The sequence below is a fragment of the Halobacillus sp. AWM4_238 genome (genome assembly GCF_056158265.1).
Window position 1 is genome coordinate 2,383,950 of the sequence record NZ_JBSWSY010000002.1, and the last position, 16,938, is coordinate 2,400,887.

The following is a 16,938-nucleotide window of genomic DNA, read 5'->3' on the forward strand; positions in this document are numbered from 1 at the left end:
CTGGGTAATAGGCCTGAGGAATCTATTCAAGGTCCTTCACTTGCCATTCGTCTGCCTAGATTTCTAAACACAAAAGAGCGCAAGCCATAGATCTGGCTTGCGCTCTTCCTTAAAATGATTATCCATTAATCCAATCTGTGTGGAACGTACCTTCTTTGTCCACACGCTGATACGTGTGCGCACCGAAGTAGTCACGCTGTGCTTGCAGCAAGTTTGCTGGAAGCTTGGCTGTACGGTAGCTGTCGTAGTACGCAAGCGCACTGGAGAACGCAGGTACCGGTACACCGTTTTGAATCGCAAGAGCGAGTGTTTCACGAAGCTCTTTTTGATAAGATACAGCGATATCCTGGAAGTAAGGATCGAGAAGCAGGTTTGTCAGGTTCTCGTCTTTGTCGTAAGCATCTTTGATCTTCTGCAGGAACTGGGCACGGATGATGCAGCCGCCGCGGAAGTTCATGGCGATATCGCCGTACTGAAGATCCCAGCCTTTTTCTTCGGACTGTGCACGCATTTGTGCGAAACCTTGCGCGTAGGAACAGATTTTACTCATGTACAACGCCTTGCGAAGAGATTCGATCACTTCTTCTTTGTTTCCGTCAAAAGTGACTTCTGGACCCGTCAAGTACTGGCTTGCTTTCTGGCGCTCTTCTTTCATCGCAGATATGAAGCGTGCAAATACGGATTCTGTGATGATTGGAAGTGGGACACCAAGATCAAGGGCACTCTTACTTGTCCATTTTCCTGTTCCTTTTTGACCGGCTGTATCCAAGATCACTTCAACAAGTGGCTTGCCTGTTTCTTCGTCCACTTTTGTGAAGATGTCTGCAGTAATCTCGATCAGGTAGCTGTCGAGTTCGCCTTCGTTCCACTCTTTGAATACCTCATGAAGTTCTTGTGCAGATAGGCCAAGAACGTTCTTCATGATGAAGTAGGCTTCACAGATCAACTGCATGTCGCCGTACTCAATGCCGTTGTGAACCATTTTCACGTAGTGGCCGGCACCGCCGCGGCCCATGTAGGCGGCACATGGTGTGCCTTCGACATTTGCTGCGATCGCATCAAAAATCGGCTTCACTTCCGCATACGCTTCACTTGGTCCGCCAGGCATGATGGAAGGTCCTTTACGAGCGCCTTCTTCACCGCCGGAGAATCCTGTACCGATGAAGTGGATGCCTTTTTCTTCTAAGTGTGCGGCACGGCGTTCTGTATCTTCATAGTACGTGTTTCCACCATCGATCAGCATGTCGCCTTCTTCCAAGTGTGGAACTAAGCTCTCGATGACTTTATCTGTTGTTTCGCCTGCTTTCACCATCATCAAGATTTTGCGTGGTTTTTCAAGAGAAGCGACGAACTCCTCTGCACTGTAGGCACCAGAGACGTTGCCTGTATTTTCATCATTTCCAACCAGTTCGTCCACACGGTCTGTCCAGTAATCGTAGACAGATACCGTGTAGCCGTTATCCTGAATGTTCAGAGCTAGATTCGCTCCCATGACTCCTAAACCGATCACTCCGATATTCTGCTTATCCATGTTCCGATCAAATCCTTTCCATACTATCTGTAAAAGTTCTTACCACCATGTATAGCCGTCTTCGTTCAAGAGTTTCTCAGCCGCTTCCGGCCCTTCAGATCCGGCTTGATATCCGTGAAGAGGAAGAGCATCGTTTTCGAATGCTTCCAAGATTGGCTGAACCCATTTCCAAGAAAGCTCCACTTCACTCCAGTGAGCGAAATATGTGGAATGCCCAAGCATCGCATCATCCAATAAGTTCTCATACGCCTCTGGTTGAGCATCCAAGTTTTTAGAAAAGTTGATGTACGCAGGTTCAAACTTCTCATTGGAGTCGTCCTTCAAGTTGATGCGCAGCCCGACACTCTCGTTCGGGTTGATTTCAATCATCAACAGATTGGATACGGCACCAGCGGCACCTTCCTCAGCAGATACATCATTTTTGAACTCGATGATGATGCGTGTGGACTTTTTCTCCAAACGTTTCCCTGTACGGATGTAAAAAGGAATGCCTTTCCAGTAATCGTTGTCGATATACAAGCGGGCGGCGAAGTACGTATCGTTGTTGGAGTTCTCCTCGACACCGTCTTCTTCTAGATAACCAGGAATCGGCTCTGCATTCATCTCACCTGCTTCATACTGTCCACGCACGATGTTCTTGGAAATTCCATCTTCCTCTACAGGGCGCAGGGATTCCATAATCGCTTTTTTCTTTTCTTCAATTTGTTTTGGCGTCAGTTTTTCCGGGTGGTGAAGGGCAGTCATCATCACAAGCTGCAGCAAATGGTTCTGCACCATATCACGAACAGCCCCTGCCTTATCATAATAACCAGCTCGTGTTCCAACACCGACGGTCTCACTCGCTGTAATCTGGACGTTTGCAATTTGTTCATGGCTCCAAAGGGCCTTCAAGATCGGGTTCGGACGGATCAATGATTCAAGGTTCTGTACCATCGGTTTCCCGAGGTAGTGGTCGATCCGGAAGATCTCCTCTTCCTCGAATACTTTGTTCAGTTCTGCGTTCAAATGACGCGCAGAGTGCAAATCACTTCCGAATGGCTTTTCAACGATGAGACGTTTCCAACCACTCGTACCCGTAATGCCATGATCATGAAGAGCCGCTGAGATCGGTTCAATCAGCTTAGGCGCGACTGAAAGATAGAACAGACGGTTTTCTGGAATGGAAAGCTCGTTTTCCCGTTCTTCAATGAAAGCTTTTAATCCTTGATACGATTCTTCCTTCATCGCATCGAATATGTAGTAACGGAAAGAAGCAAGGAAATCATCCAAGTTCGATTCGTCTACATCTCTTCTTGAGAAAGATTCCAACGACTCTTTGATGATGCTGTGGAAGTCTTCCTGTGTATAAGGTCTACGTCCAAGCCCTACGACGGAGAGGGAATTCGGCATTTTCCCCTCAATATATAAATTATAGAGAGCGGGATAGATTTTTCGCTTCGCCAGATCACCGCTTGCTCCGAATAAAACAAAGGTCATGTCGTCCATCATTTCTGCGGTATCGATTCCATGACTGTTGGTATTGAATTGGTCCATCATTCGTGTTACCTCCTGTACTTTTGCGCTTTTATTAGTATAAAGCATGAGCACCAAATATGTAAGTGAGCAGGCTTGCGCCAGGAACACTGTTTTATTGTTTACCTCAGCTATGACATTTATGAAATGTGTCTAAAATATGTAGATTGTCATGAAAATTATTTTACTGAAAATTTAGCTGTTTTTAAAGAGGTAACAGGAGGCACACAGACCGCAAAGGGCTTAATTTCAGCGATGTGAGAAACATGACGCCTTATATGTCGGCTATACTCTTAGTGTGAGCGTTTTCACTCTTATTTGCAATAGATTGAAAAAATTTTTCATAATATCTTTGATCTGGGCCATTCCTATTTGGGTGAATTGGGACTCATATGGTTGCTCTTTTGTTGACTTTGAATGACTATAACAACTTTATTTAAGTTATTTATTTTTTTCATATTTCAGCTTCAGACCAGAGATTCTTTCTAACATTGAGAAGCAACTCCTCATCATTTGCCATACGAAAACAAAAAAAGCCGAATGCTCCTTATTAGGAAGCATTCGACTCTTGGTCCTCTTGCTCAGCTTGTTTATTTTTTCGATTGCGAATGATTGGAACAACAAACGATAAAATACTTACGATGTAAAGTCCAATGGATACCGGATCGGAGATAAGGATCATCATGTCTCCACCTGCTGCCGTCAATGACTGCCTTAGGGATTGCTCCATCATGCCACCGAGGATGAAAGCTAAGATAAACGGGGCGGCAGGGAAACTGAAAAGCCTCATTAAATAACCGACAAAACCAAAGATCAGCAATAGATACAAATCAAAGGTGCTGAAGCTAATCGCATATACACCGATTAAGCTGAAAATCGCGACTAAGGAAATGAGCATCGGACGTGCGATTTTCAATATTTTTGCGATGTACGGGATCAGTGGTAAATTCAGAATCAGTAGAAAAATGTTACCGATGTACATACTAGCGATGATGCCCCAGAAGACTTCCGGACGGTCGGCCATCAATAGTGGACCTGGCTGAATTCCTAGGACGAGAAAAGCCCCTAACATGACGGCTGTCGTTCCGGATCCAGGAATACCAAGGCTCAGCAAAGGAACGAAGGCACCACTGGTCGCTGCATTATTAGCCGTTTCCGGAGCAGACAACCCTTTGATTGATCCTTTTCCGAATTCTTTTGGATTTTTGGCGATTTTCTTTTCTGAAATGTAACCGATGAAGGAGGCAATTGTTGCCCCAGCTCCTGGCAAAACCCCAAGAAGGAAACCGAGGAACGATTGTCTGCTCATCGGACCGCGCATTTCTTTGAAATCTGCTTTACTGAGCTTCAAGCTTCCGATATCTCCTTGATTTTGCAAGGACTGATCCTTCCGCTTCTTCACAAGAAAACAAATCTCAGCTAAGGCAAACAATCCAAGCGCGATGACAAGAAAATCAATGCCTTCGAGTAAATTCGGGTTTCCGAATGTAAAACGGCTTGTTCCTGTCTGGCCGTCAATTCCGATGGTTGCGACCATAAAGCCAATGGTTGCAGTGATCAATGCTTTGATCGTTGAGCCATCCGATAGACTGGCGATGGCTGTCAGACCTAAGAACATGAGGGCAAAATATTGAGGCGGACCGAAGGAAACGGCGACCGCAGACAAAGCCGGAGCGAATAACATTAAAAGGACGACGGAGACCGTCCCTCCGACGAAAGAGGAAATCGCTGCAATGGCCAATGCTTTTCCCGCTTCTCCCCGTTGGGCCATCGGATAGCCGTCAAACGAAGTGGCTACGGTTCCGGATATTCCTGGAGCATTCAGGAGAATCGATGATGTCGAACCGCCGAAAACCGCTCCGTAATAAACACCCGCCATCATCACTAACGCGACAGACGGATCCATCCCATATGTGATCGGAATCATGATCGCTATCGCACTGATCGGACCAAGACCCGGCATCATTCCAATCAGGGTACCCGCAACAACGCCGATGAGAACGAACAAGATCCCCTGCCAGCTGAATGCGACTTGAATCCCCTGCATTAACCCTTCCATTGCACCCATAGTGACTCACCTCCTTTTAAAATGGTAGTAATCCTTGTGGGAGTCGAATTTGCAATAAGTAATTGAACGAGAGGTACATGATCAGTGGAAATAGAACCGCTACGAGGATCGTCGTCATGAGCTTTCGATAACCGAGGAACCAGGAACAGGCGATAATGAATAGTGTGGAACTCAACACAAAACCGATAATTTCCAGCAAGAAGATGTAAAGAAAAATCATGCCTCCGACCGCAAGGAGAACGAGCATTTCTTTTTTCGGTACCTGGCGTTTTTCTTTTTCCTCTTCGGTTTCGGAAGATTTATCAAAGAATAGGAAAATAGCAAGAAAGATCAATAAATAACCTAGAATCTTAGGAACAAGATCAGAATCGACCGGCACATATGGATAGTCCTTCAAGTTGTAACTCAAATAGAGGTAACCAGCAGCGAACAGAATTAAAAAGATACTCACTTTCTGGTTCAACGTTTTCAGCAATAACATCACCTTCAATCTAATAGAAAAGGGCCTGCGTACAGACCCCCTTCCTATCTATTATTGATTCAAACCAAGCTCATCCATTAAGCTTCCAAGCTGTTCCCTTTGTTCATCAAGGAACTGGCTGTACTCTTCACTATTCATGTACATTTCATCCCAACCATAGTTGTTCCGGATCTCTGCAAATGCTTCCGATTCACTGACTTCTTTCAGTTTCTCTTCGTAATAAGCGACTTGTCCTTCTGTCATATCGCCAGGTCCGAAGAAGCCTCTCCAGTTAACAAAAGTTGCATCAATGCCCTGCTCTTTCGCCGTTGGGAAATCTTCAAGCACTTCGCCATCCAAACGCTCTTCAGCTGTGATACCAAGCACACGAACTTTTCCAGCTTTCACTTGTTCGACCGTTTCAGCAATACCGGTAGAATAAACATCCGCACTGCCGTTCAGGATCTGGGTCATTCCTCCACCATCTTGTGCAGAGACGTATTTGATTTTTTGAATATCAACACCCGCTTCTTTTGCTATGGTGACGAACTGCATGTGGTCCATCGAACCAGGAGAAGAAGTTCCGACAACCGTTACACTAGAAGGATCGTTTTTCATATCTTCAAACAGTTCATTCAAGTCCTGCCATTTTGCATCATCTGCGACAGCAAAAGCTGCATAGTCGGCAATCATGTTGGACAGGGGTGTGAAATCTTCATGAGAAAGGTCAGACTGGCCATTTAACGGAACGAAAACCAGTGGAGGAGAAGAAACAAAAATGTTGTGCGGGTTGTCCGTGCTGTTGATGTACGACCAACCGACAGCTCCTCCGCCACCTTCTTTGTTGACGACACCGACATTCTGTTCGGTGATGCCCTCTTCTTCAAGGATTTTTCCGACCGATCGAGCCGTCGTATCCCAGCCACCGCCTGCACCAGCAGGAGCGACAATTTCAATGTTCTTACTCGGTGTCCATTCGCCATCCCCACCATCCCCGCTCATTTCCGACGAGTCACCGCCACAAGCAGCCAAAATCAAAACCATTAATAAACCACCTAACATCCATAAGTGCTTTTTCATAAGTATGAATCCCCTCTCTTCTTACTATTTGTTGCTAGTTTATAAGAAACAAGCCTAAATGTAACCGTTTTCAAAATAACCGAAATTAAAAGCATAAAATCAATTAACCAAATAAAATTCACGAGAGTGCGAGGGGATAAAAGGATAAAACTGTAAGACCTGGTCACCCAAGAATTGGGTGACCAGGTCTTACAATTTTATCCATCCACTTATTTCACTCCAATAAAAAAACTCGTCCTTATGACGAGTTTCTCCTTGGTTCAATTCGTATAGTACTTCCTTTGCGGTCTTCCGACTTTTCCGTAGTTCATCTCGGCTTTGCCTTTCCCTATGCTGATCAAATACTCCAAGTATCTGCGCGCTGTCGTTTTGGATGCTCCCATCTGAGCGCTCGCCTGTTCTGCGGTCAGTCCTTGTACTTCAGCATCAGAAAGCATCTTTTCCACTTTCTCCAGTGTCAATGGATCGATGCCTTTTGGAACGGATAGAGAAGCAGTGGCGGCCGCTTCCTGATTAGAAGACTTAATTAACTGGTCGACAGCTGCCTGATCGAATGTGTCGATTTGATCCATCCGTTCTTTTCGTTCCTGGTAATTTTCAATCGTTTCCTTGAAGCGCTCCATCGTAATTGGCTTGATGATGTAGTCGAACACGCCATACTTCAGCGCTTTATCCACCACATGCTTTTCCTTTGCAGCCGTAATCATGATCACATCCGTCTTTGGTGCGATCGAACGGATGTGATGCAGGAGGTCAACGCCGAGCTGATCAGGCATGTAGACATCCAGCAATAGCAAATCCGGCTGTTGTTCATCAAGCATCACTAGAGTCTCTTCAGCGTTCAGCGCCTTCCCCACAACGTTTACTCCATCTACCACACGCAAAAATTGTGCATGGAGTTCCGCTACTCGAAAGTCATCTTCACTGATCATTACCTTCACCCTGTCCACCTCCTATGATTTTTGGCAAAAAGATTGAGAACACAGCACCACCGTCTTCGCTGTGATCCACTTCCATCGTTCCAGATAGACGCTCAACAATCTCTCTTACGTTATGGAGACCATAACCTCGAAGCTCTCCTTTTTTGGTAGAAAAACCTCTGACAAACAAGGAAGCATAAACCTCATCCAGAATGCCAGGTCCGTTATCGGATACTTCAAAAACGATGTCATTTCCTACATCCGTGACAAAGAACTCTACACGCTTCTCCTTTTGACCACTCACTGCTTCAAAAGCATTGTCGATAATGTTCCCCAGCATCGTAACAAGTTCAGTCCTTGTGATATGTCGTGGAACCTGCTGCAATTCTGAATCTTCCTGGATGATGAAGTCCACTTTCTGTTCAGAAGCCGCACTCATTTTTCCAGTCAGGATTGCCTGGACAGTTTCATCCTGGATCCGATCGAAGATTAACGACTGATGTTTTTGAGATGTTTGGAATTCTTCTTCAATCATTCCCATGGCCTCTTCCTGTTTTCCTAACTGTAAAAGCCCGAGCAGCACGTACATTTTGTTCGCGTGCTCATGGGTTTGTGAACGAAGGCCCTCCGAGTGGCGTTTCACTTCTGACAGCGCCTGGACCATATTCCGCACTTCCGTTTTATCACGAAAACTGGAAACGACTCCCGCTACCTTGCCATCGTGTATAATCGGGGTGCGGTTGACGATGACGACCTTATCAAGCAGGATGATCTCTTCATCCCTGATCGCTTCCCCCGTCTCCAGCACCTTGAGCATTTGTGTATTCGGAAAAACCTCTGTAATTAAACGCCCCTCGGCTCCCTCAGACAGGTTCAACAGATCGATCGCCGACTGGTTGATCATCGTCACCCGTCCATCCGCATCGATGGATATGATTCCTTCTTTGATTGAAGAAAGAATCGCTTCACGCGTTTGATAAAAAGAAGTAATTTCATAAGGTTCTAAACCCAGCGTATCTTTTCTTATACTCTTAGCCAGTAAGAGACTACCGACAGCACCGACGATCAACACAAGAACCGCGACACCAAATACGTTCTCGAGCTTATCCCACACAATCGAACGGACATCCTCCAGCAAAAACCCGACAGAGACGATGCCGATAATCTCTCCGTTCTCACCAATGATGGGAGCTTTCCCTCGTAACGATGGCCCGAGCGTCCCTTCCGCTTTCGATATGTAGTACTCCCCGTTTTTCAGCGCCCGTTCATTGTCTCCACCCACCATACGCCTGCCGATTTTCCACTCGTCGGGATGCGCATAGCGGATACTCTCCTTGTTGCCGACGACAACAAACTCGGCTCCTGATTCCTCCTGCACACTCAAAGCAATCGGCTGAATGACTTCGGAAGGATTTTCTGAGTCAAACGCCTCTTTGATGGAAGGCATAAAAGAGACAGTACTTGCGACCTGGAGGGCGAGTTGGCCCATTTGATCTTCTACATCTCTTTTTTCCATATAGGCAAAAACACCGGCCAACAGCCCGATAACTAAAATGAGTAAGGATAAAATGAGGACCATGATTTTCGTGCGCAGGGAAACCTTCAATGACATCTCCACCTATGAAAACGTTATCTTATTTCATCGTAACATAAGAGGAGATGCTTAGGATGGATGTTTTCTGAATTTTATAAATCCCTTTTAGGAACAAATCCACCTGCTTCAACCCTTCCCTATGCCCGACTTTGAACCCCACAAAAATATCCCTTCCGATGCCACCGGAAGGGAAGACCTTACCATCTCTACTTTTAAACACTCACATTCTCTTTCACATAAGCCCGCCCTGCTTCTGTAATCGTACAGCCTCGTACGCCTTTGTTCACCTCGACCCATCCTTTATCTTTCAAAGAATGGATAATAGATTTCACTTTCCCTTCGCCGATAAGGATGCCCTTGTGCCTCAGTTCCTCGACAACCTTTCTCCTTCCGATGCCAAATTTCCGGTAAACCACAAGAAGGACTTCCTCTTCTTCCGATAATAGTAGAGGATTCTCAGATTTCTTCTGAGGGGATGCCCCTTCTCTCTTTAGATACGTAGGTAACTCGTCATAGGTTAGCTTTCCACTGACAGAGCGCATGTTCACGATATATTCCACCACGTTCATTAACTCGCGCACATTCCCCGGCCAAGGGTGATTTTCAAGAAACGAAATCGCCTCTTCGTCCAAGTACTGACTCAAGCCGTACACTTCTTCTTCCGCAAAATGATTCAAATAGTATTGAACAAGAGGGGGAATGTCTTCCCGCCGCTCTCTAAGAGGAAGGGTTTCAACCGGCAGAATGTTGAGACGATAATAGAGATCTCTTCGGAATTTCCCCTCCTGCACTCGTTTTTCGAGGTCTTTGTTCGTGGCGGCAATGATCCGGATATCAATGGGGATCTGTTCTGTTCCGCCGACTTTACGGACAGCCCCTTCCTGAAGGACCCGCAATAATTTCACCTGCAATTCAAGCGGTGCGTCTCCAATCTCATCCATAAAAATCGTCCCCGTGTGCGCCTCTTCAAACAAACCTTTCCTTCCCCTTTTATGTGCGCCTGTGAATGCTCCGCTCTCATACCCAAACAATTCACTTTCTAAAATCGAAGAAGACAAGGCAGCCAGGTTCACCGCAACAAAAGGGCGTTTCGAACGCGCCGATTCATTATGGATCGATTGAGCCAGGATTTCTTTACCTGTTCCGCTTTCTCCTTGAATAAGAATGGTTGATTCTCTCCGTGCCATTTTTTTCGCCAGTCCTATCATATCTTTCATCACAGGGTTTCGTGTATGGAGGTGCTCGAAGGTATACTTTGCCGTGTAGGCATGAGATTGTAATTTCTTTCGCAGCTTACGATCCACCTGTTGGAACGTGTCATAGTTTTCAACCTCTAATAAATAGGTGACCACTTCTTCAGGGTCCTCAATCTTTTCAACAGATGTAATCAACGTCATGCCGCGCACATCTACAATATGATCTCTTTCTGAATAGGCTTCTGATAAAACGAAGTCCTCCCCGAATAACTCTTGGATCCCATACTTCTCCATCTCGCGTTCATGAAAGATGTGCGTCATTTTCTCATTAAAATAAGTAATCGTTCCTGCGTCATCGCAGAATAAAAGTGCTTTTGGAAATTTATCGAGGATGGTCGTTGTAAGGAAATTCGAATAATCCAAGCGCTGGTTGAGCGTCGATAGGTGTTTCGTCACATTCATAATATCTTTTACATATTCAGCTGAAGCAAGTGAACCCGACGTCTCGAGCATCCCGAGCTCCACCAGCACCTCGGTGATTGTCGTGATATCCATCTGTCTCGTGCCAATATCAATCACTTCCTGAACCCGCTTGGGAATGAGGTGGGACTCACCTGGAGTAATGGCGACAGGGCAGGGGGTGTAGTCTTTCACCCCGGGAAAATAGGGATGATACGTGAATGAATCAAATCCATGTCTTTTCAGTTGATCAATCGCTTCCGTGCAACTCTCTTCTGTATCGTTCACAAGCAGGACGTGTTCGTTCTCTTTAATCGATAAAAGCGGCTCGATAAACTCGTAACGAAGCGCTCTTCTAGCGATGATGACTTTCTTTGCCGTTTGAACCTTCTCATAAACAAGCCGGTAGACCGTACCTCCGGTCAATACCACAACTTCATCGTCAAAGGATTGGTCGAACCCCTTCTCTAGTGAAAAACCACGGACGTCCACTTCTTCTCCTAAATATCGGCGCAACTGCCCAACGACACTATGTAATGTATTCTCCCCTAATGAAACCACGCTGATTGTTCTCATAAGGTGACTGCTCCTTCACGTGTTTTTCTTTTAGTATGAAAGAGCTCCCGGGCTTTGTCTAGTTTCCTAAACAAGGCCCGGGAGCTCATAATTACTCAAACATTCCTTTTCGAACGGTCTCTCCGTTATGGACGAACGATGTCCCGTTGATCAGCACATCAGAAATCGATAGATCCTCTTCATTTAACACCAACAGATCCGCATAACTTCCCTGTGTGATGTGACCGCGCTCATTCAGGCCAAGACCTTGAGCCGGATTTGTTGTGAATGGCTTGATCGCGTCTTCAATGGATATACTCTCCTCCTTGATAAGACTACGAAGGGCTTCTAACGTAGGTTCAAAACCCGCTACCTTCATCCCTGTCAACTGTCCATCTTCATCAAACACTGGCAAACTCCCATTCGCATCCGAACTGACGGTAATTTGATCAATACGGACTCCCTGATCTAATAAATAGAGCAGACTTTCAGCCGGGGTCAGGCTCTTCCCTTCCCCTTTCATCCCAACGTTTGACGTGATATCTACAAGGCCGCCCCGCTTGGCAAATTCTACAGAAGCCTCAAGCAAAGCAGCTGTCCTGTTCACGTGTGTGGGGCTGAATAGACTGATAGGCAAATCCGTTTCCTCAAGAATCTGATACAGCTGTTCATAATGCCCATTGCCGCTTCCCATATGTAGATGGATAAAGCCTTTCTTCTTAGCAAGCATGGAAGATACGCGCACATAAGAGGCGAGTCGTTTCAATTCTTCTGTCGTCACATATGAAGAACGATGATCTTCAATTGCGAGCTTCAATCCTAGAACCTCTTCAATGAATAAAAGATCTTCCCGAACTTCTCCGGTAATTGTATTCGAAGGATAACCGTATCCTCCTGTGAGCATATAGGCATTCAACCCTTCTTCCCTTAGAGCCTTTGCTTTTGCCAGCAGGTTCTTCGGCGTTCTCCCTACGTCGTTCGTACCTAGCAGCCCTACAACGGTGGTGATTCCACTCTCGACCACGTGGCTTAACTGAACTTCAGGTGTACTCGAGGCGAATCCTCCTTCACCCCCACCTCCGGTTATGTGCACATGGCGATCGACGATGCCTGGCATAACGATCGTGTTTGAACGATCGAGAACCTCCACCTCAACGCCTGTTAGTTGGATCGAGTCATTGATTTCTACGATTTTGCCACCGGCAAGAAGAATGTCCTTCTGGCCGATGAATTGTGGTGTATAGACTTGAGCATTTTTCAATAAACGAAGCACGATAGGTCCCTCCAGCATCTATTTTACATTGTATTGTTGTTGATCATGGTTGTCTTCTACAACACGTTGTTCAGACGGTGTCGTACGTTCAATAGAGAACCCTGTGAAGCCAAAGATAATCGCGAAAATAAATCCAACGTAACACATAATCGCCCAAGGTAAGTACTCCATAACCGGAACACCTAGGGTCGTTGACATATAAACGCCGGCTAATGACCAAGGTACGATTGGAACAACCACTGTTCCTGAATCTTCCAGAGTACGAGATAAGTTCTTAGCATGAAGGCCGCGTTCCTGGTATACCTTCTGGAACAACTCACCTGGGACCAGGATGGACAAGTAAGAGCTTCCTGTCGTAATCGCCATCGTCAAACAAGAGAGAACCGTGGATAGAATCAGACTACCTGTTGATTTCGCAACTTCATTCACTTTTTCAAGGACCACTTCAAGAGAACCTGTCTTACTTAGAACCCCGGCGAAAGAAAACGCACAAAAGGCAATCAGCGTCGTGCCCATCATCGATTCCATTCCTCCACGGTTCAATAGCCCGGAAACATCCTCGGAGATGGTAGATAGAGATGATGCGCCACCCATCATTGTCACATCAAACCCGCTCACACTGGCTACAAAAGCACTCTCAAGCGTTACGCCCTGCATCGTCACACCAATGACAATGGCCGTTACTACGGAAGCTAACATAACAGGAATGGTCGGAAACTTCATGATCGATCCAGCAAGAACGATAATCACTGGAAGAATCAAAAGTAGGTTCCAATCATATAAAGCATTCAATGTCTCCGTCATCATCGCTAGTTTCTCATCAGCACCAGCACCACCTCCAGCGGCTCCGCTGCCAGCGAAAACGTAAATGACCAATCCGACCACAGCAGCCGGAATCGTTGTATAGAGCATATGTTTGATATGTTCATATAATTTGCTTCCAGCCGCCGCAGGTGCTAGATTCGTTGTATCTGATAATGGAGACAACTTATCTCCAAAGTATGCACCAGCAACAACAGCCCCAGCTGTCATCGGAAGAGAGACGTCCTGTACGAGGGCAATCCCCATAATCGCGACACCCATGGTACCTGCTGAACCCCAGGAAGTACCTGTAAAGACAGAAACAACTGCGGTAACGACGAATGCCGTCACGACTAAGAACTCAGGATTAATTAATTTCATTCCGTAATAAATCATGACAGGAATGGTTCCTGAGACCATCCACGTCCCGATTAAAATACCAACTGTAATTAAAATCAAAATTGCCGGCAACGCTTTTGCCGTGGTTTCGACAATACCCTGCTGCATTTCTTCCCATTTCACGCCAACTTTCAGACCAACGAGAGCTGCAATGATCGCCGCGATAATAAGTAGCGGCTCGGCCTCCATATGGAATACCCCATATCCGATCCCTAAAAGAAGCAGCATCGATACGATTGGCGTAATGGCTAACAAGAAACTCGGTTTTTGTTTCATCTCTTTTCCCCCTCAATAATTTTCTCAAAAGTTATTCCTGCTTATATACATGCAAGTTTCATGCCAACTATTAAAAAACAGAATTTTTCGAAGTATATAGAGTTTATCACGTTTTGTCGAATAGGTTTACCGGGATCAAATGGGATGTTATCGGGATAACCACTCTTTCTATCCCATCAAAACAGAAGCAAGAAGGCAGCGTAATCTATGATCCAACTTCGAACAAAAAAAACACCTTCACTATGGTGAAGGTGTTTCCTATATCATTACAAATTTACTTTTCATACAGGGTTACGATTCGATCGAGAAGAACCTTCGTATCATTCTCCTCTGCCGCCGCTTCCCCTTTTTCAATCAAGGCTTTTCGTAAGTCCGGTTCTGTAAGGACACGTTGGATGCCTTCTTTTAATGAATCAGAGTCTTTCGGCTGTACAAGGACACCCGTGTCATCACGAAGCAAGTAGGACAAGCCACCGACATCTGTGCCAACGACTGGCGTATGGCAGGACATCGCCTCAAGCGCGACAAGTCCGAAGCCTTCGATGTGGGAAGGCAGGACGAAAACATCAGCCGCTGCCATCCAAAGGGCAAGCTGCGCTTGATCTTTGGTGCCGTGGAAATGAACAGCTTCCTTGTGTTCAGGCAGAACCGATTGTTTCAGCTCTTGCAGGAAGCTTTCATCTTTCACACTTCCAATGAAGTGAAGCTCTGTCTTCCCTTCATTCAGATCCTGAAACGCTTGGATGAGTTCCTGAAGACCTTTTGCCTTGATGTGGTTCCCAACAAAAAGAATATGCTGCTTTGCCGTAGAGAGCTGCAACTCCTGTTTCGCTCGGTCGGCATCGCGTGGCTGGAACACTTCACGGTCAACGCCCATATTGATGACCGAGACTTTTTCTTCTGGTATACCGAATTCACCTGTTACTTCAGACTTCAAAGCTTCTCCGACGACAATGACCGCATCCGCTTCCTGAAGAATTTTCTGTGTGGCTTTCCGGATCAATCCGCCCTTCTTCGCCATCTGATCCAAGTCTCCCCCGTGGGAAGTGACAATCAACTTGGCTCCGAACATTTTTTTGAAAAAGAGAGCCGGAAGTCCGCTTGGGAAAATGTAATGTGCATGGACGACATCGTAGTTCTTTCCTCTAGTAAGGAGCAAGGACAAGATTTTTAAAAACCATACCGCATATTTCTTCAAGAGGTTGCCCTTGCCAGAACGGTTGTCTTTGTTCACAGCAGTGTCGATGTGCAAGCCTTTCTGCCTTAGCGCCTCAACCTGATTTTTCACGAAAATCCCGTAGGTCGGTGTTCTCTTGCTCGGGTACATATTACTGATGACAAGTACGCGTTTACTCATCTTCCTCCCCCTTACATGTCGTGTTCATGCTCAGATCTCATATTCAGAAGATAGCCAAGCATGGCGAAGTAGAAGATCGTAAAGGAATCGCCTTCCCAAATGTTATATACCATTCCGGAAGCATAAGCTCCGATCAGAACAGCCAATAAGAACGGGGCAAGCAGTGTTTCTTTTCTGCGTTTCCAAATCAAATACAGCATATTCAATAGGAAGATCGCGAATAGAATGACACCCACGATCCCTGTCTGGGTAATCACTTGGATATATTGGTTATCGGAATAAAATTCCCGCTCGATGTTGTACTCATCGTAGATCGGGGACCCGAAGCTTAGCGTCGCCCCGTCTCCGAACGTCGCAAATCCGGTTCCGATGATCGGATGATCAAGGAAAATTTCAAAGCCTTTGTTTACAATCCATATTCTCCCGGACTGGCTGCTTTGTTCGCGCGTTTCTTTATCAAACGTCGAGCCCATACGATCTCGGAAACTTCCTTCACTATCGTCATATTGAGACTGACGCTCTTTGCTCTCCTGGCCGAAGTTCGTATTTTCGACAATTGATGTGCCGACACTTACCGGAACCGACACGAGGACAATCCCTGCCACCAGGGCGATCAGCATTGGCTTCATGAAATTCCATGTCTTTGTTACGACCAAGTAGACGAGTAAAGCGACACCGAAAGCAATCCATGTGCCTCTTGAATATGTGAGCGACCACACACCGAACATGAGTGCAATACTCACATAAAGGAAAGTGCGCCATTTACCTGTGAAGATTTCCCGGAAATAGAGCACAAGAACAACCGCAAAACTCAAATAGTAGGATAGTACATTCGGGTTCCCGATCATCCCGTAGATACGGATTCTATTTTTCGAAGACAATGGCATGTTCTCCCAACTCTCGGGAAGCAGCCAACTTCTCAAGGATAGCTTCTCAATAATCCCGTGAACACTAATCATAAGAGCAACGATCAACGTAGTGAAGATGAACTTGCGAATATCTTCCCTTGTGATGTGCAGCCTTCTGACAATATAGAATACGAGATAGAATAGAAGAATTCCACGTATTTGGAAAATGATTGCGACAGGAGATACACCTGTAATCAATGCGGAGACCGCTCCGATTCCACAAAAAGCGAAGAAGGCATATTCAAACCAGTAAAAGTCGAACAGCTTCTTCCAGTCTTTCCGGTACATGATTAAAATCCGGAATAATAGTGCGAAGATGATGATGTCCCCGATCCCTTTCAACGTAGGGTTGAATTCCAATAAATAAGGACGGATGGGGAAATACATGAATAAGATGATCAATGAATTCTTCGGCTTGAATAACGCATAAGCGGCAAAAGCCAGCATAATCGCTAGATCGAGAATCGTCACATCCATGTATGCACCTCCGAGGAGGAGCAGGAGCGTCAATGGGACGAAATAAAGTTTTTTGATATCAATCGGCAATGT

General features: G+C 45.8%; 13 protein-coding genes. All 13 read right to left on the reverse strand.

Annotated features, from left to right (window positions below; genetic code table 11):
- Positions 1-118: 118 nt before the first annotated feature.
- A complete protein-coding gene (gene gndA / locus ACXACN_RS12055; protein ID WP_474964715.1) occupies positions 119-1,531 on the reverse strand; it encodes an NADP-dependent phosphogluconate dehydrogenase in 1,413 nt (470 codons plus the stop codon).
- A gap of 39 nt (positions 1,532-1,570) precedes the next feature.
- Positions 1,571-3,016 carry a glucose-6-phosphate dehydrogenase gene (gene zwf, locus ACXACN_RS12060; RefSeq protein WP_474966866.1) on the reverse strand — a complete coding sequence of 482 codons (1,446 nt, stop codon included), beginning with the start codon at positions 3,014-3,016 and terminating at the stop codon, positions 1,571-1,573.
- 577 nt (positions 3,017-3,593) lie between these two features.
- Complete coding sequence (locus ACXACN_RS12065) at positions 3,594-5,111, reverse strand: tripartite tricarboxylate transporter permease (RefSeq protein ID WP_474964717.1); 1,518 nt, start codon at positions 5,109-5,111, stop codon at positions 3,594-3,596.
- Positions 5,112-5,127: 16 nt separating this feature from the next.
- Complete coding sequence (locus tag ACXACN_RS12070) at positions 5,128-5,592, reverse strand: tripartite tricarboxylate transporter TctB family protein (RefSeq protein ID WP_474964719.1); 465 nt, start codon at positions 5,590-5,592, stop codon at positions 5,128-5,130.
- Between the two features lie 51 nt (positions 5,593-5,643).
- Positions 5,644-6,651, reverse strand: a complete 1,008-nt coding sequence (locus ACXACN_RS12075; RefSeq protein ID WP_474964721.1) for a tripartite tricarboxylate transporter substrate binding protein — start codon at positions 6,649-6,651, stop codon at positions 5,644-5,646.
- Between the two features lie 260 nt (positions 6,652-6,911).
- On the reverse strand, positions 6,912-7,583 hold the full coding sequence (locus tag ACXACN_RS12080) for a response regulator (protein ID WP_474966867.1): 672 nt from the start codon (positions 7,581-7,583) through the stop codon (positions 6,912-6,914).
- The gene (locus ACXACN_RS12085) at positions 7,573-9,183 is read right to left on the reverse strand and encodes an ATP-binding protein (RefSeq protein ID WP_474964723.1); all 1,611 of its coding nucleotides are present in this window, start codon (positions 9,181-9,183) and stop codon (positions 7,573-7,575) included. Before ACXACN_RS12085 ends, ACXACN_RS12080 begins: the two co-directional genes overlap by 11 nt.
- Before the next feature lie 22 nt (positions 9,184-9,205).
- Positions 9,206-9,385 carry a hypothetical protein gene (locus tag ACXACN_RS12090; protein ID WP_474964725.1) on the reverse strand — a complete coding sequence of 60 codons (180 nt, stop codon included), beginning with the start codon at positions 9,383-9,385 and terminating at the stop codon, positions 9,206-9,208.
- On the reverse strand, positions 9,378-11,396 hold the full coding sequence (locus ACXACN_RS12095; protein ID WP_474964727.1) for a sigma-54 interaction domain-containing protein: 2,019 nt from the start codon (positions 11,394-11,396) through the stop codon (positions 9,378-9,380). The genes ACXACN_RS12090 and ACXACN_RS12095 overlap by 8 nt, the downstream gene beginning before the upstream one ends.
- 91 nt (positions 11,397-11,487) lie before the next feature.
- Positions 11,488-12,648, reverse strand: a complete 1,161-nt coding sequence (gene iadA, locus ACXACN_RS12100; protein WP_474964728.1) for a beta-aspartyl-peptidase — start codon at positions 12,646-12,648, stop codon at positions 11,488-11,490.
- Positions 12,649-12,666: 18 nt separating this feature from the next.
- Positions 12,667-14,124, reverse strand: a complete 1,458-nt coding sequence (gene nhaC, locus ACXACN_RS12105; RefSeq protein ID WP_474964730.1) for a Na+/H+ antiporter NhaC — start codon at positions 14,122-14,124, stop codon at positions 12,667-12,669.
- Between the two features lie 274 nt (positions 14,125-14,398).
- A complete protein-coding gene (locus tag ACXACN_RS12110; protein ID WP_474964731.1) occupies positions 14,399-15,481 on the reverse strand; it encodes a glycosyltransferase in 1,083 nt (360 codons plus the stop codon).
- 11 nt (positions 15,482-15,492) lie between these two features.
- Positions 15,493-16,935 (reverse strand): O-antigen ligase family protein, encoded by a 1,443-nt coding sequence (locus ACXACN_RS12115; RefSeq protein ID WP_474964733.1) that lies wholly within the window; start codon positions 16,933-16,935, stop codon positions 15,493-15,495.
- Positions 16,936-16,938: the final 3 nt, after the last annotated feature.

Coding starts and splice junctions, on each gene's coding strand:
- gndA (WP_474964715.1), bottom strand. CDS start 1,531: ATGGATAAGCAGAATATCGGAGTGATCGGTTTAGGAGTCATGGGAGCG.
- zwf (WP_474966866.1), bottom strand. CDS start 3,016: ATGGACGACATGACCTTTGTTTTATTCGGAGCAAGCGGTGATCTGGCG.
- ACXACN_RS12065 (WP_474964717.1), bottom strand. CDS start 5,111: ATGGGTGCAATGGAAGGGTTAATGCAGGGGATTCAAGTCGCATTCAGC.
- ACXACN_RS12070 (WP_474964719.1), bottom strand. CDS start 5,592: ATGTTATTGCTGAAAACGTTGAACCAGAAAGTGAGTATCTTTTTAATT.
- ACXACN_RS12075 (WP_474964721.1), bottom strand. CDS start 6,651: ATGAAAAAGCACTTATGGATGTTAGGTGGTTTATTAATGGTTTTGATT.
- ACXACN_RS12080 (WP_474966867.1), bottom strand. CDS start 7,583: ATGATCAGTGAAGATGACTTTCGAGTAGCGGAACTCCATGCACAATTT.
- ACXACN_RS12085 (WP_474964723.1), bottom strand. CDS start 9,183: ATGTCATTGAAGGTTTCCCTGCGCACGAAAATCATGGTCCTCATTTTA.
- ACXACN_RS12095 (WP_474964727.1), bottom strand. CDS start 11,396: ATGAGAACAATCAGCGTGGTTTCATTAGGGGAGAATACATTACATAGT.
- nhaC (WP_474964730.1), bottom strand. CDS start 14,124: ATGAAACAAAAACCGAGTTTCTTGTTAGCCATTACGCCAATCGTATCG.
- ACXACN_RS12110 (WP_474964731.1), bottom strand. CDS start 15,481: ATGAGTAAACGCGTACTTGTCATCAGTAATATGTACCCGAGCAAGAGA.